This is a genomic window from Acidipropionibacterium jensenii DSM 20535 (assembly GCF_000425285.1).
Lineage (GTDB): Bacteria > Actinomycetota > Actinomycetes > Propionibacteriales > Propionibacteriaceae > Acidipropionibacterium > Acidipropionibacterium jensenii.
Window position 1 is genome coordinate 155,831 of the sequence record NZ_AUDD01000005.1, and the last position, 18,961, is coordinate 174,791.

Below are 18,961 nucleotides of genomic sequence, written 5' to 3' on the forward strand. Positions count from 1 at the left end.
CCATGCGAAGCGAGCAGCACGAGATCGACGAGGCGGTGCGCCTGTTCAGGGCGCTCGGGAATGCCTCCCGGATCCGGCTGCTCCTGGCACTGATGGAGCAGCCTCAGTCGGTCTCCGACCTGGCCGTGACGGTGGGCCTGACCCAACCCCTGACGTCGCAGTATCTGCGCGTCCTGGCAGATCGCGGTCTGGTCTCATCGACACGACAGGGTCGAGCGGTGATCTACCAGGTGGCCGACCGCCACGTGGTGCACGTCCTGGAGGACGCGCTGACACATGTCTCCGAAACTGCTCCTGACATCACCACCCACGACACGAAGAAAGAAGACACCATGGCAACCATCGAAGCCCATGCCGAGCACACCCTGGCCGAGCACACCCACGGCCCGAACTGCGGTCACAAGGCCGTCCAGCACGGCGACCACACCGACTACCTGCACGACGGCCACCTGCACGCCCTGCACGGCGACCACTACGACGAGCACTGAGACGAGCACTGAGACGTCCGTCGTTCCGAACGGCCGCTGACCTCCTCATAGACCGATCGGATGCAGGTGGGGCCCGTGGCGAACACGCCACGGGCCCCAGCTGCATCCGGTCGATGTCGCCGGCAGGCTACCTCCGGCGGGTGACGACCTTCTTGTCGGCGGGCTTGCCGTGCCTGCTCTCCTCGAGCTCACGGCGGGCGTCCTTCTGCATCTGCTGCATCTCCTGCTGGTCGATCCCACCCATCCGCAGAATCGCGTAGGCGATCACAGCGGCCACGATCGAGAACCAGGGGGACAGCCCCAGGACGATCCAGATAGTGATGAGGGCGACCATGTCCAGGCCCCGCACCAGGTTGAACATCAGGCCAGGCGGCATGGCACCCATCTGGGTGGCCACCATCGGCGCCGAGTAGTCGGCGGACTTCGCCGACACCCACCTGATCGCTCCGATGTACCCGGCTGCAGCGGTGATGAGGGCCAGCATCACGGCCTGCACCCAAGGGGTGTGGCTCGCCGAGCCGACACCGTGGAAGGCAGGAACCACCGCGATCGCCCAGATCCCGGCGAGCACGCCAGGCACCACCGACGCGGCGGTGCGCACCTGACTGGTGCTGAACGGCAGGCAGCGCATCAGCCCCTTGGTGCGCGAGAGCACCCGCAGGCTGGTGAAGAAGGGCACCAGGGCCGCCACCAGCACCAGGGCCGAGATCGTCGAGGAGAACCGGCCCATACCGAGGGCCTCCACGGCATAGGGCACCACCGCGGTGACCGCCAGGGTGATCAGCGGCTTGGGGAATCTGATCAGCCGCTGGACGTCTCGCCAGATCAGCGTCTGCAGGCCCAGTCCGCGCCCGCGGGTGGGGTGCACCTGGCCGCGCTCAACGGCGTCGCGCTCCTGGAGGATGTCGCGCATCAGGGCGAAGTCGAGGGCGAAGGCGGCGCCCTGCATACCGGCCGCCAGCGACCCGCCCGACATCAGTCGGGCACGTCTGATCCGGTTGAGACGCATCCTCGCCAGGACCGCCGAGACCACCAGCAGCAGCACGCCGCCGGCCGCCACCGACCAGGCCGAGGCCACCGCCACCGAGGTGGTGATGTCCAGATGGAACCACCCGGTCGCAGAACCCACCACGGCCAGCAGGGCGCCCAACCCGGCCAGTCCTGCGATTCCGCCGACCAGTTTGACCGTCCAGACCCGCTCCACCCCCTGCTGGGCGGCGGCGAAGGCCACCACCCCGGCGGCGGCCAGCCCGGTGGCCGCGGTCCATGCCACGATCGCCAGCCCCGCCGACCCGGTCAGCGCAGAGACCAGGGCACCGATTGCGGCGCCACCGAGGAACCCGGCACCCACCGCGACCCACAGCCTCTTGACCAGGATGCGCGACCGGCGGATGGGGGCGTCCAGCAGCCAGAATCCCTCCGCGGCCGAGGCGAGCACCGGCCCGAAGATCCGCGCCGCGGCCACCGCGAAGGCCAGCACCCCGGCCAGGGCCGCCCACGGCAGCAGTTCCCGGGCGGTGCGGCAGCCCGCCGCCGAACAGGTCGACGCCTGCCCCTGGGCCTGGATGATGAGGCTGACCAGCATTGCCACGATCACCAGCAGGGAGAAGATCATCACATAGGCGTCGCTCAGCGCCTGCCAGATGTTCCTGGTGGTGCGGCCCTTGCGCCAGTCCCCCATCAGCAGCTGAAGCTGCTTCTCGTCGACCTCACCGGCCCAGAAGTCCTCGGGCCTCTCGTCGATCACCAGTTCCGGGTCGGGCACGTCGGCGGGCTCGGGGGCCTTCGGAGTGGCCTGCGCGGCCGCCTCGGGCTGGTTCTGTCGTCGATTCTGGTTCTTGAACTTCCGGTTCCTGCCACGGCTCATCCGCGCTGCCCTCCCAGGGCGACCGTCCGCGCGCCGAGCGCCTCCAGCAGGGAGGGCTCGTGGGAGGCCATCAGGATCGCCAGATCGTGCTTCATCTCCTCGCTCAACCGCTTTCCGAGCCAGGCGATGCCCTCGACGTCCAACCTGGCCTCGGGCTCGTCGAGGACGAGCAGCTTGCGGGGCCGCACCAGGGCAGTGGCCAGGGCAAGCCGTCGACGCTGACCGGTGGACAGGGTGCCGGGCAGCTGACCCGACTGGGGCACCAGCTGAACCTCCTCCAGCACCTCGTCGACCAGCGAGTCGGCCTCGGCCAAGCCGTGGGCGCGAGCCAGCAGGTCGAGGTGCTCGACCACCGAGAGGTCGGGGAAGAAGTCCAGGTCGTCGATGACGGTGGCCACATTGCGGCGGAACTCGGGCCGGGTCTCGCTGACCGGCTGACCGAGTACCTCGACGGTGCCCGAGGTGGGCCGGTCGGCGCCCACCACGCACCTCAGCACGGTGGACTTGCCCGCTCCGTTGCGCCCGGTCAGAGCCACGGCCTCACCCGCGTGAACGGTGAAGGAGAGATTGTTGATGACGGTGTGGTCGCCGTAGGACTTGGTGAGGTCCTTGACGACCAGGACGGGAGAGCGAGAAGCCATGATCTGTATTCTCTCGCACCGGCCCAGGGCCCCCAAACCAGCCTTGCCCGAGCCCCGATCCGTTGACCTGCTGTGGGAGACTGGGCGCCGTGTTGACGACCAGGGCCACTCTTGACAAGCACCACAGCGACGTCGCCTCGATGTTCGACGGGGTGGCGCAGCGCTACGACCTGATGAACTCCATCATGACGATGGGAGCGGTGGACCACTGGCGCGAACTGGTCGTCGAGGCCGTCGAACCGCAACCCGGCCAGACCATCCTCGATCTGGCGGCCGGCACCGGGACCTCCTCGGCCACCTTCGCCGCCCACGGTGCGCAGGTCTACCCCACCGACATCTCGATGGGGATGCTGCAGGTCGGCCACCAGCGTCAACCCGATCTGCACTTCGTGGGCGGGGACGCCACCCGGCTGCCCTATGCCGACGACGTCTTCGACGCCGTCACCATCTCCTACGGACTGCGCAATGTCGAGGACACCTCCGCGGCCCTGTCCGAGATGCTGCGGGTCACCCGTCCCGGCGGACGGATCGTGGTCTGCGAGTTCTCCACCCCCACCTGGGCGCCCTTCCGGCACCTCTACCGCGACTACCTGCTCAGTGCCATCCCCGCGATGGCCCGGCTGGCGAGCAGCAACCAGGACGCCTACGACTACCTCGCCGAGTCGATCCTGGCCTGGCCCGACCAGGCCGCCCTGGCCGATCTGATGGCCCGGGCCGGCTGGCAGGCGGTCGCCTGGCGCAACATCTGCGGCGGTGTGGTGTCCCTCCACCGGGCGTGGAAGGCATGACGGCAGCGATCCTGCTGGACGCCTGGGCGGCCCGGTCCTGCCCGGTGAAGACCCAGAACGCCTTCGACCCCACCCTCGACCACTCCGATCCGGCCGCGGAGGCCAATGCCGACCTGTTCGCCGGCTCCCGGGACCTCGTCGACCTGGTCTGCGACCGGCTCGCCACCGTCCCCGGGACCGTCGACCTGCGCCCCCTCGCCGAGGGGGACACCGCCGCACACCGGCTCGCCACCGACCGGGCCCTGGCCGCCGGGGCGCCGGTGATCATCGCCCCCGCGCTGCCCGACTCGCCTGCCGGGCACCGCACCGGCTCCCCCGAGGTGCTCGTGCGGTCCGGGGCGCAGCGGTCATCGGCCGGCTGCGGCTACCTTCCGGTGATCATCACCCCGCACCGCGTCCTGGAGCGTCACCACACCCGGGCCCAGTTCACCTGGACCACCGCACTCGCCGATCCGGACCCGGCCGCAGCCACCCTCAGCAGCGACCAGACCTTCCGGTCGGCACGCCAGGGGCCGCTGCTCCAGGCGGCCCACTACTGGCGGCTGCTGGCCGATCTGGACCTGCTGCCGGCCCCGACCCGGCTGCCGGCCGCCAGACTGGCCGGGATCGTCGGTCGTGACCAGGTCGACCAGCTGTCGGGAGAGCACGGCATCGCCTGGCTGGACCTGGACCACCACTTCATCCGGACCTTCTCGCGCACCGCCGCCTCGGGCTGGCGGCGTCGCTCGGTGCTGGACCGCTACGACCACGAGCACGAGTTCCGGGTCGCGGTGGCCCACCACGCGATGAGCAGCCCGCAGCACCCGATGGTCGAGCCGATCGTGGTCGGCGAGTGCGAGTCCTGCCAGTGGTGGAGCACCTGCCAGCCGCGGCTCGACGACGCCGACCTGTCCCTGCGGATCTCCAAGGCGCCGCTGGACGTCCGCGAGATCGCCGCCCTGCGGAGGATGGGGGTCAGCACCGTCGACGACCTGGCCGATGCCGACCTGGAGACCCTGCTGCCGGACTACCTGCCGCAGGTCCAGCACCGCCCCGAGGCCGAGCGGCGGATCCGGTTGGCCGCCCGGCGCGCCCGACTGATCCGCGACGGCGTCTGTCTGGAACGCAATGACGCCGATCCGATCCGGCTGCCCGTTAGCCGCCTGGAGATCGATCTGGACATCGAGACCTCCCCCACCGACAAGGTCTACCTGTGGGGATTCTGGGTCGACGACCGCGACCACCTGCTGGCGGCCAGCCGCGGACACGACGGCCCCTACTACCTGGCCTTCTCCTCCTTCGAGGATCTCGACGACGCCGCCGAGGCCGCCCTCGCCGCCCGCGCCATCGACTGGCTCGACGAGGCCGTGCGCGCCGAGCCCGGCTGCCTCATCGTCCACTACTCCGACTACGAGAAGGTGCACCTGCGCCGGTTCGGGAGGGCCTCGAGTCCCTGCCCGGACCGCACCACCGGTCAGGTCGCCCGACTGCTGGCCAGCGGCTGTTTCCTGGACCTGTTCGCGGTGATGAGGGCGCACTTCTTCGGGACGGCCGGACTCGGCCTCAAGGTCGTCGCCCAGGCCGGCCCGGGATTCCACTGGCGCGACGCCGAGCCCGGCGGGCTCAACTCGCAGATCTGGTGGGACCAGGCCGCCCACCACGCCGATCCGGCCCGGCGCGCCTCGGCGCGCGCCCGGGTGCTGGCCTACAACGAGGACGACGTGCGGGCCACCTGCGCGTTGAGGGGCTGGCTGCGAGCCGGCGCCGTCGTCCCCGGTTCGGCAGCGGTCCCGTCGGCACCTCCGGGGGCGGTGTCGGGGGCGGTCTCAGCAGCCTCCCACTGATCACCGGAGGGCGCTGCGGGCACACGTAGACTTGTCACTCGTGCATTCGTTGACCCGTATCCTCCGGTTCACCAGCTCGCTGTGGCGCCACTACCTCGGTGTCGTCCTCACGGCGGTGGTGGTTGCTCTCAGTGCCCTGGCCGTGCCCTTCGTGATCGCCCGGGCCACCGATCTGGCGGTCGAGGGGGTCCGGACCGGCTCCCACCAGATCGCGGCCATCATGTGGCTGGCGGTGCTGCTGCTGGGGATGGATCTCATCAACTCGGTGGCCACCAATGTCAACGGCTGGCTGGGCGACGTGATGAGCGCCCGGATGCGCGAGATCCTGTCCAGTCGCTACTTCGCCAAACTGCTGTCCCTGCCGCAGTCCTGGTTCGACGAGGAGCTCACCGGCTCGATCACCAACAAGCTCACCCGGTCGATCACCAACATCACCGATTTCGCGAAGGCCTTCTCGAACAACTTCTTCACCCTGCTGCTCACCACCGTCGCGGTGCTGGCGATCTCGGCCTGGTACTACTGGCCGTTGGCGCTGCTGCTGGCCATCGTCTTCCCGCTCTACGTCTGGCTGACCGCCCTCACCTCGCGCCACTGGCAGGCCCGCCAGGACATCATCAATGAGCATCTGGACACCGCATCGGGCAGGTTCCAGGAGGTCATCTCGCAGATCCGGGTGGTGAAGTCCTTCGTCACCGAGAACTCCGAGCAGCGCGGCTTCGACCAGCACTACGACGCCACCGTCGCCACCACCAGGGAGCAGTCCACCCACTGGCACCTGATGGACACCCTGCGCCGGGCGGTGCTCAACGTCATCTTCTTCGGGATCTACGCGATCATCTTCGTCCAGACCGCGCGCGGATTCTTCAGCATCGGACAGATGGTGCTGCTCATCCAGCTGATGACGATGGCCCGCCAGCCGGTGCAGATGATGAGCTACATCATCGACAACGCCCAGCGCGCCGTCTCCGGGTCCAAGGACTACTTCACGGTGATGGAGACCCGGCCCAGCTACACCCGTCCGCTGCCCGACTCCTCCACCCCCCGCGTGATCGACATCACCGATCGGCAGCCGGCCGTCGAATTCCGCGACGCGGTGTTCTCCTACGACGGGTCGAACCGGGTCATCGACCAGGTGAGCTTCCAGATCGGCACCGGCGAGAAGGTCGCCCTGGTCGGGGAATCGGGAGGCGGCAAGTCCACCATCGTCAACCTGTTGCTGGGCCTCTACCCGCTGGACTCCGGCGAGATCGTGGTCGGCGGACAGCCGGTCTCCCAGCTGCCGGTGGAGGAGCTGCGGCACAGCATCGGGGTGGTCTTCCAGGACCCGTCGCTGTTCTCGGGAACCATCAGGGAGAACATCGCCTACGGGTCCCACGCCACCGACGCGCAGATCGCCGAGGCCGCCCGGCGCGCCTACGCCGACCGATTCGTGCGGCGATTCCCCGACGGCTACGACACCCTGGTCGGGGAGCGCGGGATCAAACTGTCGGGAGGCCAGAAGCAGCGGATCTCGATCGCCCGCGCGATCCTCAAGGACGCCCCGATCCTGGTCCTCGACGAGGCCACCTCGGCCCTGGACACCAAGTCCGAGAGATGGGTGCAGGCCGGCCTGGAGTCCCTCATGGAGGGCCGGACCAGCCTCATCATCGCCCACCGGTTGTCGACCATCTCCGGTGTGGACCGGATCGTCACCCTGGACCAGGGAAGGGTCGACGAGATCGGCACCCCCCAGGAGCTGGCCGCCTCCGGCGGCATCTACGCCGAGCTGCTGACCCTTCAGGCCTCCAGCTCGAAGGCCGACCGCAAGCGTCTGGAGCGGTTCGGGATCAAGATCTGAGGCCCCCTCCCGGGATCCCCATCGGGATCTCGGGTCGTGGCATCTCGGGCAAGGGGGATCCGGGGTCAGAGGATCTGGTAGCGGTGCGAGTGCCGGGGGGTGGCCTGCATGTCGGCGACAGTGGCCTTCCAGGCGAGGTAGTGCTCAGTGGTGCGGTGGGCCTCCACGGCGTCGATGTCGCGGTACTCCTCGACCAGCGTGAAGTTGGTCGGCACGTCGAGCTGACGGACCAGGTCGAACCGGGTGACGCCGGGCTCCTGGCGGCTCGCCTGTGCATTGGCGGTGCTGGCGGTGATGAATGCGTCGACGCACTCGGGCTTGATGTCCAGGAATGCCAGGGTGATGATCATCGGCTGTCCTCTCAACAGTGGTGACGGATGACGTCACCAACCTATGGGGACGCCGACGCCGGGGTCAGCCCCTCAGCCCAGCAGCGCACCGATGAGCAGGCCGATCGAGCAGGCCAGGTCGGCGAAACCGGTGTCCCGCAACGCCCTCACCAGCACCATCCCGGAGGCCCCGGTCACCATCGCCCGCACCGGACCCGACAGGAAGATCACCATCGCCAGTCCCAACAGCGCCCCCCAGGTGGTGAGCGCCGCGACGGCGACCACCCCAAGGCAGGCCAGTCCGACCAGGGTGAGGTACAGCGCCCGGGTCCCGGTGTGGCCGAGGCGGGTGGCCAGGGTGCGCTTGCCGGAGACCCGGTCGCCGTCGATGTCGCGCAGATTGTTGGCCACCAGCACCCCGCACGCCAGCAGGCCCAGGACCACCGCGGTCACCCAGCCGGCGGCGTCCACCCTGCCGGCGACCACATAGGTGGTGCCGCCCACCGCGACCAGTCCGAAGAAGACGAAGACGAAGATCTCCCCGAGTCCGGCGTAGCCGTAGGGGTGGCTGCCCCCGGTGTAGAACCAGGCGGCCAGCACGCAGGCGATCCCGAGAACCAGCAGCCACCACTGGCCGGTGAGCACGACCACGGCCAGCCCCGCCAGCCCGGCGACCCCGAAGCAGCCGAAAGCGGCCGCCCTCACCTGCTCGGGGCGGGCCGCCCCCGAGCCGACCAGCCGCAGCGGCCCCACCCGGTCGGGCCCGTCGGAGCCGCGGATCCCGTCGGAGTAGTCGTTGGCGAAGTTGACGCCGACCACCAGGGCCAGGGCGACGACCAGGGCCAGCACCGCCGTCGCGATCCGCAGCTGCCCTATCGAGACGGCTGCCGCCGTGCCACCGATCACCGATGAGATCGCGATCGGGAGGGTGCGCAACCGCGCTCCCTCGACCCACTGCCCGAATGTCGCCATGACTCTCCTGTTCCCCGGGTGCCAACCCGATGTCGCCGGTGCCGGCCCGTGACGCGGATCCGTGCTCCGCTGCGGGCTGCACTTCTGTGCCGACACCACCCGACAGTCTCACACGTTCACAGCCCCAGGCCCTCACAGCCCCGCACCATCAGACACTGCCTGCGCGCGGCAGGGACACAGGGTCTAGCCTGTCCCGGGTCGGATCCTCTGGTCCGGCCCAGATGCACCGAGTGAAACGGGAACCCATCCGGCATGAGAACGATGTTCGCCAGCTTGTCCATCCCCAACTACCGAATCTTCTTCGTCGGCACCCTGATGGCAAACCTCGGACAGTGGATCGCCCGGACCTCGCAGGCCTGGCTGGTCCTGACGATTCTCACCCATGGCAATGCCACCGCGCTGGGCTGGGTCACCGCCATCAACTTCCTGCCGATCCTGCTCATCACACCGTGGGCGGGCGCCCTGGCCGACCGGTTCCCCAAGCGCCGGATCATGGTGATGGCCCAGATCGTCCTGCTCATCGACGCCGCGATCCTGGCCCTGCTGGTGCTCACCGGCCACGCCCAGCTGTGGATGGTCTTCCTGTTCGCCGGCCTCGACGGCATCGCCTCGGCCTTCTACAGCCCGGCGATGCAGGCCTTCGTCTCGGAACTGGTGCCGCTGTCCCAGCTGCCCAATGCGATCGGCCTCAACTCCGCCTCCTTCAACGGCGCGCGGCTGCTGGGCCCCGGCCTGGCCGGACTGCTCGTCGCCGCCTTCGGGGTGGGCTGGGTGATGACCATCAACGTCGGGCTCTTCGTGCTCTTCATCGCCTCGCTCATCATGCTTCGCTCCGAGCAGCTCCACCCGGCGCCCATCGCGGTCGAGAAGGCCACCGTCCGCGACGGCATCAGGTACGTCCGCGCCCGCCCCGATCTCATGCTGCTGCTGTTCATCGGCTTCATGATGGGAACCTTCGGGTTCAACTTCAACATCTCCGACGCCGTGATGGCCACCGCTGCCTTCGGCAAGGGATCGGGGGAGTTCGGCCTACTCGGCTCGGTGATGGGCCTCGGGTCGATCATCGGGGCCCTGCAGGCGGCCCGCCGTCGGCCTCGGCTGCGCTACATCGAGCTCGCCCTGGTGGTCTACACGGTCTCGATGACCGCCGCCACCTTCGCGCCGACGTACCCGGTCTTCGCCGCCATCATGGCCCCGATCGGCTGGGGGGCGGTCTCCACCCTCATCATCGCCAACACCATGGTCCAGATGTCGGTCTCCCCCCAGATGCGCGGCCGGGTGATGAGCTTCTGGGCGATGCTCGTGATGGGCGGCACCCCGCTGGTCTCCCCGGTCGTCGGCTGGCTCGGCGACGCCGTCGGCCCGCGGGCGACCGTCGCCTTCGGGGCGATCTCGCTGGGGATCACCTTCGTCGTGATCACCGCTGTGGTGATGCGCAGCGACAGGATCAGGGTCCACCTCGACCCGAGCAAGGGCGCCCCCTGGCTGCGGATGGTCCGCGGACAGGTGACCGTCGATCTGGACCGCCACGTGCGCTGAGGCCAGCTGGCCGCGGCTTCGTCGCAACGGGATCGAGCGAACCTTGGCCGCGTCGCCACAGGGTGGTTGACTGGACCCTATGAAAAAACTCATCAATGCTGTTGAGGATGTCGTCAAGGACTCATTGGTGGGGGTAGCGGCCGCCCATCCTGACTCCATCACCGTCGATATGGAGAACCAGGTGGTGCTGCGCGCCGATGCACCGCACCGGGGCAAGGTCGGTCTGGTCTCCGGCGGCGGGTCGGGCCACGAGCCGCTGCACAGCGGATACGTCGGATACGGAATGCTTGACGCCGCCTGCTGCGGTCAGGTCTTCACCTCCCCGGTTCCCGACCAGATGATGGCCGCCGACAAGGCGGTCGGCGGAGGCGCCGGCATCCTGCACATCGTCAAGAACTACACCGGCGACGTGATGAACTTCGACATGGCCGCCGAGATGTCGGCGGCAGAGTCCGGGACGCGCGTCGAGTCGGTGCTGGTCGCCGATGACGTCGCCGTCCAGGACTCGCTGTACACCGCCGGTCGGCGCGGTGTCGGGCTCACCGTGCTGATGGAGAAGATCCTCGGCGCCGGAGCCGAGGCGGGACGCAATCTCGACGCCCTGCTGGCTCTGGGATCACGGGTCAACGACGGGGGCCGCTCCTACGGTGTGGCGCTCACCTCCTGCGTCGTCCCGGCCGCCGGCGAGCCCACCTTCGAGCTCGCCGACGACGAGATCGAGCTGGGCATCGGCATCCATGGCGAGCCCGGCCGCAAGCGGGCCAAGCTGGGCACCGCGGCCGAGGTGGCCGAGGAGCTCGTCGAGCCGATCCTGGCCGATCTGGACTTCACCGGGGCTCCGGTGATCGCGATGCTCAACGGGATGGGCGGGACCCCGCTGCTGGAGCAGTACCTGATGTGGGGAGAGGTCTCCAAGGTGCTGTCCGGCAAGGGAGTCACCGTTGCCAGGACTCTGGTGGGCAACCACATCACCTCGCTGGAGATGGCAGGATGTTCACTGACACTTCTGAAGGCCGACGACGATCTGCTCTCTCTGTGGGACGCGCCGGTCAACACTCCTGGACTTCGATGGGGATGCTGAAACATGTCTGATCTCTCGGCACAGATGATCTCGACGTGGCTGAAGGACTATGCCAACGTCATCAACGAGAACGCCAGCTACCTCACAGACCTGGACCGCCAGATCGGCGACGCCGACCACGGATCCAACATGGCCCGCGGGATGACCGCGGTGGCAAGCCTGGACCCGGCCTCCTTCGCCAGCGCCTCGGCGCTGCTCAAGAAGGCCGGAATGACCCTGGTGAGCACGGTCGGAGGCGCCTCCGGACCCCTCTACGGCACCTTCTTCCTGCGACTGGGGACCTCCCTGGTCGAGGACGGCGAGCTCACCTCGGCGGCCTTCGCCCGGGCGATCAAGGCCGGACTCGACGGGATCGTCGCCCGCGGCAAGGCCTCCCCCGGGGACAAGACCCTGGTGGACGCCCTCACCGAGGCGGTGCAGGCCGCCCAGCAGGCCGCCGACCAGGGCAAGGACCTGCCCGCCACCCTCCAGGCTGCGTCCTCGGCGGCCGAGAAGGGCCGGGACGCCACCATCGACATGGTCGCCAGACGCGGCCGGGCGTCCTACCTGGGAGAACGCTCCAAGGGGCACCAGGATCCCGGTGCCACCTCGATGGCCCTGCTCATCGACAGCGCCGCGCGCTGCCTGGCCTGACGACGACACGGACTGACGACGACACGGACTGACGGACTGAGGAGAACACTGTGACATCAGCTCAGCAGAGCCCTGCACCGACCGGCGTGGGGATCGTCGTGGTCTCCCACAGTCGACCACTGGCCCGGGCAGCAGTCGAGCTGGCCGAACAGATGGTGCCGACATCCAGGCCGCCGATGCGGATCGCCGCTGGTCTCGACGAGAACACCCTGGGGACCGACGCCACCGCCGTGAGCGCCGCTCTCGAGGAGCTATCCGAGTGCTTGGGAGTGCTCGTGATGGTCGACCTGGGATCCTCGATCCTGTCGGCCGAGATGGCTCTGGAACTGGTGGATCCCGAGCTGGCCGCGAAGGTCAGGGTCAGCCCCGGACCGCTCGTCGAGGGTCTGGTGGTCGCGGTGGTGACCGCCTCCACGGGAGCCGATCTGGACAGCGTCGCCGACCAGACCGCCCGGGCCCTGGAACCGAAGATCCAGCAGCTGGCCGGCTGAGTCCCGGCCCCTGGATGCAGGACCTGAGACACAGCAGACAGGACCGGGGACACAGCACACAGCACAACGGTGCCGGCGGGTGGTCAGACCACCCGCCGGCACCTTGCGTTCACCGGTCGACCGGGCCCCTCACCAGTCGACCAGACCGTCCTGGTCGAACTGTCCGCCCGGCCAGACCGCCCTCACCACACCGGCCGCGGCCAACGCCTTGCGGCACCCCGGGCACGGCTGATCAGTGACGTAGGCGGTCGCCCCGGCGGTGTCGCGGGTGGCGAACAGCAGGGCATTCACCTCGGCGTGGATGGCGATGCAGAACCCCGGCGTCCCGGGGACGTCGTAGTCGCTCAGCCCGGCGACCTCCCCGTACCCGAGATGTCCTCGCGGGCAGGCTCCCTCCAGGCAGTCCGGCCGGCCGGGAGCGGCCCCGTTGTAACCCGTCGCGATGATCCGATGCTCGTGGACCAGCACCGCGCCGACAGCGCGCCGGGTGCACTTGGCCCTCGCACCCACCGCCTCGGCGATCCCCAGGAAGTAGTCGTCCCATCCCGGCACGGTGATCGGGGAACCCGGCACACGCTTCATCAGTAGCCACCTCCACAGCTCGACACCGGGCATTCTCGCACTGCCGCGATGCCTCGCGCCCGGTGCGAGCCTCGCGCGCCGGCGCTGATCGGATGGGCAGGATCGGCGATCGGTTGGCCCCAGTACCGGGCAGAAGTGGCCGCGGGCCCGCGCGGACGGGCACGAGGCCGCCCGGTCTCCCTAGGATGACTGCCATGACCGATGCCGTTGACGCCCCCCTCGATCCTGTTCGCCACCCGGATGCCCCCGGAGATCTCGACACCCCGCGGCAGGACCGCATCTCCTACGGGCGCCCGCACCGGGCCGTCATCATGGCGCGGGGGCTGGGCACCCGGATGCGCAAGGCCGCGGAGGGAGTCGTGCTGGCCGACGGCCAGGCCGCCGCCGCGGCCGCCGGGGTCAAGGCGATGATCACCCTCAACGACCGTCCCTTCCTGGACCACGTCATCTCCACCCTGGCCGATGCCGGCTATGACCAGATCTGCCTGGTGATCGGCCCAGAGCACCAGATGATCCGCGACTACTACGACAGCCAGCACACCTCCCGCGTCACGATCAGCTATGCCGTCCAGGCCGAACCGCTGGGCACCGCCGACGCGATCGCGGCCGCCGAGTCCTTCGCCGGAGAGGACCGCGTCCTGGTCATCAACTCCGACAACTTCTACCCCGGCCGGGCGGTCGCCCAGCTCGCCGGGGTGCCGGCCTCGGCGACCCTGGGGTTCTCCAAGCGCGCCATGATCGCCGAGTCGAACATCGATCCCGACCGGATCGCCGCCTTCGCCCTGTTGAGGGCCGACGCCGACCACCAGCTCGCCGAGATCATCGAGAAGCCCGCCCCCGAGGTGGTGGCGGCCGCCGGGGACGACGCCCTGGTGTCGATGAACTGCTTCCTGCTGACCCCGCGGATCTTCGAGGCCTGCCGCCGTATCGACAAGTCGGCCCGCGGTGAGTACGAGATCGTCGACGCGGTGCGCTGGATGGTGCGCCACGGGGAGCGGTTCGACGTCGTCCCGGTCGAGGCCGGCGTCCTGGACATGTCCAACCGCGGCGACATCGCCGCGATGGAGGCCGCCCTGGGTGACAAGCGGATCGTCCTGTGAGCCGCACCGACGCGACGGTGCGCTGGTTCGTGCCCGGACGGATCGAGGTGCTCGGCAAGCACACCGACTACGCCGGCGGGCGCACCCTGGTGGCAGCCGTCGACCGGGGGGTCACCATCACCTGCACTCCCCCGGAGGAGCCGCCCCGGCACGCCGGGATCATCGCACGGTCCACCGCCCTTCCCGGCGATCTGAGGATCAGCGCCGGCACCGACCCGCAGCTGCCGCCGGGACACTGGGGACGGTACGTCCAGACCGTCGTCGACCGGCTCACCGACAACTTCGGCCCGCTGGCGCCCTGCGGGATCACCATTTCCAGCGATCTTCCGCTGGCCAGCGGGATGAGCTCCTCCTCGGCCCTGGTGAGTTCCCTGGTGCTGGCCCTGGCCGACGCCAACGGCTTCACCGGTTCCCGACGCTGGACCCGCGATGTCACATCGCGCACCGACCTGGCCCAGTACCTGGCCTGTGTGGAGAACGGGATGAGCTTCAAGGATCTGACCGGGGCGGCCGGGGTCGGCACCTTCGGCGGCTCGGAGGACCACACCGCGATGGTTCTCAGCGAGACCGGCCGGCTGGGCGAGTTCCGGTTCTGCCCGATCCGCCTGGAGAGGCGGGTGGACTTCGCCGAGGACCTCTGTCTGGTCGTTCTGGTGAGTGGGGTGGCGGCCGAGAAGACCGGCGCCGCCCGCGACCTGTACAACCGCGCCTCCCTGTCGACCCGGGAGATCCTGCGCCGGTGGAACACCGCCACCGGCCGCCAGGACGCCGTTCTGGCCGACGCGCTGGCCGCCGATCCGGGGGCGCTGCGGCTGCACCGGCTGATCGCCGACGACGGCTGGCTGACCCGGCGTCTTGACCACTTCCTGGCCGAGTCGGAGCAGATCATCCCGGCGGCGATCAGCGCTCTGGGAGCCGGCGACCTGGCCGGCTTCGGGGCGGCGGTCGACGAGTCCCAACGGATCGCCGACTGTCTGCTGGGCAATCAGGTGCCCGAGACGATCGCCCTGGCACGGATCGCCCGTCAGGACCTGTCGGCGGTGGCGTCGTGCTCCTTCGGGGCCGGCTTCGGCGGCTCGGTGTGGGCCTGCGTGCCGCGCTCCGACGCCGAGGATTTCGCCGCGCAGTGGCTGGGCCGGTACGCCTCGCGGTTCCCCGACCCGGCCGCCAGGGCGACCACCATGGTGACCCGTCCGGGGCCCGCGGCCAGGAGGCTGTGAGGCCCTACAGTTCGATGTCCTCGTAGGAGCGCGGGTCCTCGATGGGTTCCAGGTGTCCCATCACCCGCAACTCCGGCCATCGGGTGATGAGGTCGTCGATGAGGTCCTCCATGACGTCGTGACCGTGTTGAACGGTCCATTCGCCGGGCACCAGCATGTGGAACTCGAGGAAGCGACGGTAACCCGCCTCCCGGGTGCGCACCGCGTGGAACTTGAGGGTCTTGCTGCTGCGCGAGTCGAGGAAGGCCAGGATCTCGTCGTTGACCTGGCTGGGCAGCGCGATGTCCATCAGTCCGGCTCCGGACTGGCCGATCAGCCTCGCCCCGGTGATGAGGATGTTGACCCCGACCGCCAGGGCGACGATGGCGTCCAACCGGTGCCAGCCGGTCAGCCACACCAGCGCGATCCCGACGATCACCCCCACCGAGGTGATGACATCGGTGAACAGGTGGCGCCCGTCGGCGATCAGGGTCATCGACCGGCGTCGTCTTCCGTTGACGCTGAGGATCCGGGCGACGACGCCGTTGATGACCGAGGCGACCACCGAGACCAGCAGGCCGATCCCCAGGTTGTCCAGCGGGGTCGGGTGCAGCAGCCGGTCGCCGGCCTGCACCAGGATCAGCGCGGCGGCGACGAAGATCATGATCCCCTCGGTGGCGGCCGAGAAGTACTCGGCCTTCGAGTGGCCGAACTGGTGGTTCTGGTCCGGCGGCCGGATCGAGATCTTGAGGACCACCAGGGCGATGATCGCCGCGACCAGGTTGACCAGGGACTCCGCGGCGTCGGAGAGCAGGCCCACCGATCCGGTCACCCGCCAGGCCCAGGTCTTGAGGACGATGGTGGCCACCGCCGCCGCGATCGACAGCCATGCGAACCGGCTGAGATCCTCTGGGGGACGATGCCTCGGGCCCGGGTCCCGGGTGCCGCCAGTGTTGTTCACCGCGATGATTCTGCCATTCCAGCTCCCGCGGCGCACCTCACCACCGATTTACGCAACCTGTGTGTTGCACTATTTGAGACGGAACGGCTTTCGGCTGGTCTCCGGGGGATCTGAGAGGTTAGGGTTGGCTTACCTCACCAACCGAGAGGGGTACCGGGACAGATGTCACCGTCGATCGACTTCACCGCCATCAGTGCCGACGCTGTGGCAGCCCACAACCTTTCCGTCGCCCACCGGCTCATGAGCGGTGCCGGCAGTGCCTCCCTTCTCGCCTTCCGGCTGGCCCCCGAGGATCCCTGCTCCGGTCTGGCCCACGGGCTGACGACCTCCGGCCAGTTCGTGGTGGCCGCCTACCGCGATCCCGAGGCCGCCGCCACCACGGCTGCCGACGGACAGCCGATCGAGGTGCGGGTGGACCTGGTCAAGGGGTCCCCGGAACCGTCCGTGCGTCTGGTGACCGCGACCGTGCACCTGGTCGGGACACTGACCTGGCTCGATCCCGACGAGGCCTTCCTGATGCTCGTCCAGGGCGACCTGCCGCCGAGGGTCGGTGAGATCGCCGAGAACCCGGACGGGCGGGTCGGCGTCGTCGAGGCCGGCCGGGTGGTGCTGCGCGACAGCCTCGGGGTGACGCCGATCGACCTCGACACCCTGATCCAGGCCGACCACTGTCCGCGCGCCTGTGACGCCGTGTACCCCGACGCCGATCAGGAGTGGGACGCCTACGACCTCACCGCCTCGGTCGACCAGATGTACCTGCGACGGATCTGTCACGCCGTCGACGAGGGATCGATCGCCGGTGCGGTGTGCTGGCGGCGGCCCTCCACCCACTACTGCGAGCACACCATCGGACGGGTCTTCCTGGCCGACATCGACCGCACCGGGGTGACCCTGATGTCGGTGCAGCCCGATGAGACGATCTCCGCCTTCGCGGCCTTCCGTCACCCGGCCACCACCCTGGACGATCTGGCTGTCCAGTTGAGCTGCCTCATCGAGGACTCCGTCCCGGTCCACTGATCGTCGGCACCGCCCGAGTTCCGGCCTCCCCTACGATCGAGTTATGGAACTTCCCTCCTGGCTGGGCCTGCCCGTTCTCACCTTCGGTCACGCGACCGTGCGTCCCCGCCACGGTCTGGTGCTCGCCGGCGGCGGAGCCAGGGCGTCCTTCCAGGTCGGGGCGCTGCGCCATCTCTACGACGTCGTGGGGATCCATCCCGAGGTGATCACCGCCACCTCCGCCGGGTCCGTGGTGGCCTGCACGATCGCCCAGTGGTCGGATCCGGAGGACCAGGCCAGGGCGCTGGCCGATCTGGACCGGATGTGGATGGCCATGCAGGACCAGTCCGAGATGTTCGCCCCTCGGGCCTGGTTCAAACTGCTCCTCGAGAAGGGCCCGGAGTGGACCAAGCTCATCGACCACGACCGCAGCCACCGGCCCCACGGCCTGGCGATACCGCGGATCAGTATGCCCTTCACCCACTCCCAGGACGGCGCCAGCACCGTGGTGGACCCGGCCGAGCCGGTCGCCGGGGGCGAGGAGTCGCGGATCTCGACCTCGCTGACCGGCCAGGCGGCCACCCTCGACCTGGCCACCCGGGAGATCCCGGTGCCGGACGGCGCGACCTGGCGCCCCTCGGTGGTGCTTCAGGTGCTCAGCGCCCTGTCGAAGCTGACCCGCGACGGGGGCGACATCCAGGCCATCCTGCGCGGCGCCGACGCCTCCGGATCGACCTACCGGGCCGGTCCGATCCTGTCGCGGCTGCTGGACCCGGCCTGGTTCGACAGTGAGCGTCTGGCCTCCTCCGGGGTGCGGCTGCGGGTGGCGATGGTGGCCCTGGAGTCCGGGGAGCTGCGCTTCATGACCGAGCGGGGAACCCTCGTCGACCGGGACAACCATCCCCTTCCCGGTACCCGCCACGACGTCACCAGGGGGGTGCTGGCCTCCTGCTCGGTGCCGGGGGTGTTCCGCCCGGTGGAGATCGACGGCGAGCACTACGTCGACGGCGGGGTGCGGGAGAACATCCCTGCCGAGATGGCCATCGGACATCTGGGCGTGACCCATCCCTATGTCATCACCTGCGCGCCGCTGGGGCTCTCGCGCTCCGAGGACTTCGGGTCCAAGAACATGCTGGACCTGGCGACCCGCAGCATCGACATCCTCACCGACGAGGCCGGCCGCGACGAGGTGGCCTACGCCCTCAATGCCGGGGCCGAGGTGATCGCCCCCGAGATCGATGTGCACAGCTCGATGACGGTCGATCCGGGGCTGCTGCGAATCAATCGCGACTACGGCTGGATGAGTTCGGCCCTGGTGCACTCGGCCACCGGGGCGTCGACGCACGATCTGGTCAACGAGATCGTGAGGCTACGGATGCGCGGCTGGGAGCTGGAGAAGGAGTGGCTGGCCGGGCGAACCGCCCCGGGGAAGGACGCGACCGCCGAAGCAGAGTCCGGGCCGCAACGCTCCGGGAGCGAGGATGTGATCGCCGAGCTGGCGGAGGTCAAGGGGCGTCTGGCAGACGCCGCCGACCGCCTTCCCCGGCTGCTGCGTCCCGAGGGCGCCGACACCTGGGGCCGGCAGCTCGAGGCCCACGGCCACGCCCCCGAGGGGTTGACGCCGCCCTGGTGAA

At 69.4% G+C, this 18,961-nt stretch carries 18 protein-coding genes; 12 read left to right on the forward strand and 6 right to left on the reverse strand.

From position 1 onward, the window contains the following. Positions 1–2 precede the first annotated feature (2 nt). Positions 3–488, forward strand: a complete 486-nt coding sequence (locus H590_RS18865) for an ArsR/SmtB family transcription factor (RefSeq protein WP_197720477.1) — start codon at positions 3–5, stop codon at positions 486–488. Positions 489–615: 127 nt separating this feature from the next. Here the strand turns inward: H590_RS18865 and H590_RS0104750 are convergent, their stop codons facing one another. Together H590_RS0104750 and ccmA are read right to left on the reverse strand one after the other, a co-directional pair. Beyond that, positions 616–2,355, reverse strand: a complete 1,740-nt coding sequence (locus tag H590_RS0104750) for a DUF6297 family protein (protein WP_028702661.1) — start codon at positions 2,353–2,355, stop codon at positions 616–618. Continuing rightward, positions 2,352–3,005, reverse strand: coding sequence for a heme ABC exporter ATP-binding protein CcmA (ccmA, locus tag H590_RS0104755; RefSeq protein WP_232021306.1), 654 nt, complete (start codon positions 3,003–3,005; stop codon positions 2,352–2,354). The genes H590_RS0104750 and ccmA overlap by 4 nt, the downstream gene beginning before the upstream one ends. Before the next feature lie 131 nt (positions 3,006–3,136). Between ccmA and H590_RS0104760 the strand changes: the two genes are divergently transcribed. Genes H590_RS0104760 through H590_RS0104770 form a run of 3 tightly spaced genes read left to right on the forward strand, consistent with a single transcriptional unit; the run spans position 3,137 to position 7,444 of the window. Further along, on the forward strand, positions 3,137–3,784 hold the full coding sequence (locus tag H590_RS0104760) for a demethylmenaquinone methyltransferase (RefSeq protein ID WP_169338796.1): 648 nt from the start codon (positions 3,137–3,139) through the stop codon (positions 3,782–3,784). Then, entirely contained in the window at positions 3,772–5,607 is a 1,836-nt protein-coding gene (locus tag H590_RS14945; RefSeq protein ID WP_084149275.1) for a TM0106 family RecB-like putative nuclease, read from the forward strand. The genes H590_RS0104760 and H590_RS14945 overlap by 13 nt, the downstream gene beginning before the upstream one ends. Before the next feature lie 40 nt (positions 5,608–5,647). Then, positions 5,648–7,444, forward strand: coding sequence for an ABC transporter ATP-binding protein (locus H590_RS0104770; RefSeq protein WP_084149276.1), 1,797 nt, complete (start codon positions 5,648–5,650; stop codon positions 7,442–7,444). 65 nt (positions 7,445–7,509) lie between these two features. Here H590_RS0104770 and H590_RS0104775 read toward each other — a convergent pair whose 3' ends face one another. Together H590_RS0104775 and H590_RS0104780 are read right to left on the reverse strand one after the other, a co-directional pair. Then, positions 7,510–7,794, reverse strand: coding sequence for a putative quinol monooxygenase (locus H590_RS0104775; RefSeq protein WP_028702665.1), 285 nt, complete (start codon positions 7,792–7,794; stop codon positions 7,510–7,512). 72 nt (positions 7,795–7,866) lie between these two features. Continuing rightward, on the reverse strand, positions 7,867–8,745 hold the full coding sequence (locus H590_RS0104780; protein ID WP_028702666.1) for a 1,4-dihydroxy-2-naphthoate polyprenyltransferase: 879 nt from the start codon (positions 8,743–8,745) through the stop codon (positions 7,867–7,869). 261 nt (positions 8,746–9,006) lie between these two features. Between H590_RS0104780 and H590_RS0104785 the strand changes: the two genes are divergently transcribed. From H590_RS0104785 to dhaM, 4 genes are all read left to right on the forward strand, one after another. Beyond that, positions 9,007–10,284, forward strand: coding sequence for an MFS transporter (locus tag H590_RS0104785; protein WP_028702667.1), 1,278 nt, complete (start codon positions 9,007–9,009; stop codon positions 10,282–10,284). Between the two features lie 79 nt (positions 10,285–10,363). Beyond that, positions 10,364–11,365 carry a dihydroxyacetone kinase subunit DhaK gene (gene dhaK / locus H590_RS0104790; protein WP_028702668.1) on the forward strand — a complete coding sequence of 334 codons (1,002 nt, stop codon included), beginning with the start codon at positions 10,364–10,366 and terminating at the stop codon, positions 11,363–11,365. Positions 11,366–11,368: 3 nt separating this feature from the next. Next, positions 11,369–11,998, forward strand: a complete 630-nt coding sequence (dhaL, locus tag H590_RS0104795; protein WP_028702669.1) for a dihydroxyacetone kinase subunit DhaL — start codon at positions 11,369–11,371, stop codon at positions 11,996–11,998. Positions 11,999–12,048: 50 nt separating this feature from the next. Next, complete coding sequence (gene dhaM / locus H590_RS0104800) at positions 12,049–12,489, forward strand: dihydroxyacetone kinase phosphoryl donor subunit DhaM (protein ID WP_036981062.1); 441 nt, start codon at positions 12,049–12,051, stop codon at positions 12,487–12,489. 129 nt (positions 12,490–12,618) lie between these two features. On the opposite strand, the gene H590_RS0104805 is transcribed toward dhaM, so the two are convergent. Further along, on the reverse strand, positions 12,619–13,071 hold the full coding sequence (locus tag H590_RS0104805; protein WP_028702671.1) for a deoxycytidylate deaminase: 453 nt from the start codon (positions 13,069–13,071) through the stop codon (positions 12,619–12,621). Between the two features lie 311 nt (positions 13,072–13,382). On the opposite strand from H590_RS0104805, the gene H590_RS0104810 reads away from it, so the two are divergent. After that, positions 13,383–14,171, forward strand: coding sequence for a nucleotidyltransferase family protein (locus H590_RS0104810; RefSeq protein WP_051238190.1), 789 nt, complete (start codon positions 13,383–13,385; stop codon positions 14,169–14,171). Then, positions 14,168–15,391 (forward strand): galactokinase family protein, encoded by a 1,224-nt coding sequence (locus H590_RS0104815; protein WP_028702673.1) that lies wholly within the window; start codon positions 14,168–14,170, stop codon positions 15,389–15,391. Before H590_RS0104810 ends, H590_RS0104815 begins: the two co-directional genes overlap by 4 nt. A gap of 4 nt (positions 15,392–15,395) precedes the next feature. On the opposite strand, the gene H590_RS0104820 is transcribed toward H590_RS0104815, so the two are convergent. Continuing rightward, positions 15,396–16,331: a cation diffusion facilitator family transporter gene (locus tag H590_RS0104820; protein ID WP_028702674.1), complete on the reverse strand. Its 936-nt coding sequence runs from the start codon at positions 16,329–16,331 to the stop codon at positions 15,396–15,398. 162 nt (positions 16,332–16,493) lie between these two features. Here H590_RS0104820 and H590_RS0104825 point away from each other — a divergent pair, with 162 nt between their 5' ends. After that, positions 16,494–17,348 (forward strand): hypothetical protein, encoded by an 855-nt coding sequence (locus tag H590_RS0104825; protein ID WP_028702675.1) that lies wholly within the window; start codon positions 16,494–16,496, stop codon positions 17,346–17,348. 43 nt (positions 17,349–17,391) lie between these two features. Further along, on the forward strand, positions 17,392–18,960 hold the full coding sequence (locus H590_RS0104830; protein ID WP_028702676.1) for a patatin-like phospholipase family protein: 1,569 nt from the start codon (positions 17,392–17,394) through the stop codon (positions 18,958–18,960). The last annotated feature ends 1 nt before the right edge of the window (position 18,961 follow it).

Excerpts from the sequence above, each read along its gene's own strand:
- H590_RS18865 (WP_197720477.1), top strand. The coding sequence starts at position 3 with ATGCGAAGCGAGCAGCACGAGATCGACGAGGCGGTGCGCCTGTTCAGG.
- H590_RS0104830 (WP_028702676.1), top strand. The coding sequence starts at position 17,392 with ATGGAACTTCCCTCCTGGCTGGGCCTGCCCGTTCTCACCTTCGGTCAC.
- H590_RS0104810 (WP_051238190.1), top strand. The coding sequence starts at position 13,383 with ATGGCGCGGGGGCTGGGCACCCGGATGCGCAAGGCCGCGGAGGGAGTC.
- H590_RS0104780 (WP_028702666.1), bottom strand. The coding sequence starts at position 8,745 with ATGGCGACATTCGGGCAGTGGGTCGAGGGAGCGCGGTTGCGCACCCTC.
- H590_RS0104775 (WP_028702665.1), bottom strand. The coding sequence starts at position 7,794 with ATGATCATCACCCTGGCATTCCTGGACATCAAGCCCGAGTGCGTCGAC.
- dhaK (WP_028702668.1), top strand. The coding sequence starts at position 10,364 with ATGAAAAAACTCATCAATGCTGTTGAGGATGTCGTCAAGGACTCATTG.
- H590_RS0104785 (WP_028702667.1), top strand. The coding sequence starts at position 9,007 with ATGTTCGCCAGCTTGTCCATCCCCAACTACCGAATCTTCTTCGTCGGC.
- H590_RS0104805 (WP_028702671.1), bottom strand. The coding sequence starts at position 13,071 with ATGAAGCGTGTGCCGGGTTCCCCGATCACCGTGCCGGGATGGGACGAC.
- H590_RS0104750 (WP_028702661.1), bottom strand. The coding sequence starts at position 2,355 with ATGAGCCGTGGCAGGAACCGGAAGTTCAAGAACCAGAATCGACGACAG.
- dhaL (WP_028702669.1), top strand. The coding sequence starts at position 11,369 with ATGTCTGATCTCTCGGCACAGATGATCTCGACGTGGCTGAAGGACTAT.
- H590_RS0104760 (WP_169338796.1), top strand. The coding sequence starts at position 3,137 with ATGTTCGACGGGGTGGCGCAGCGCTACGACCTGATGAACTCCATCATG.
- H590_RS0104825 (WP_028702675.1), top strand. The coding sequence starts at position 16,494 with ATGTCACCGTCGATCGACTTCACCGCCATCAGTGCCGACGCTGTGGCA.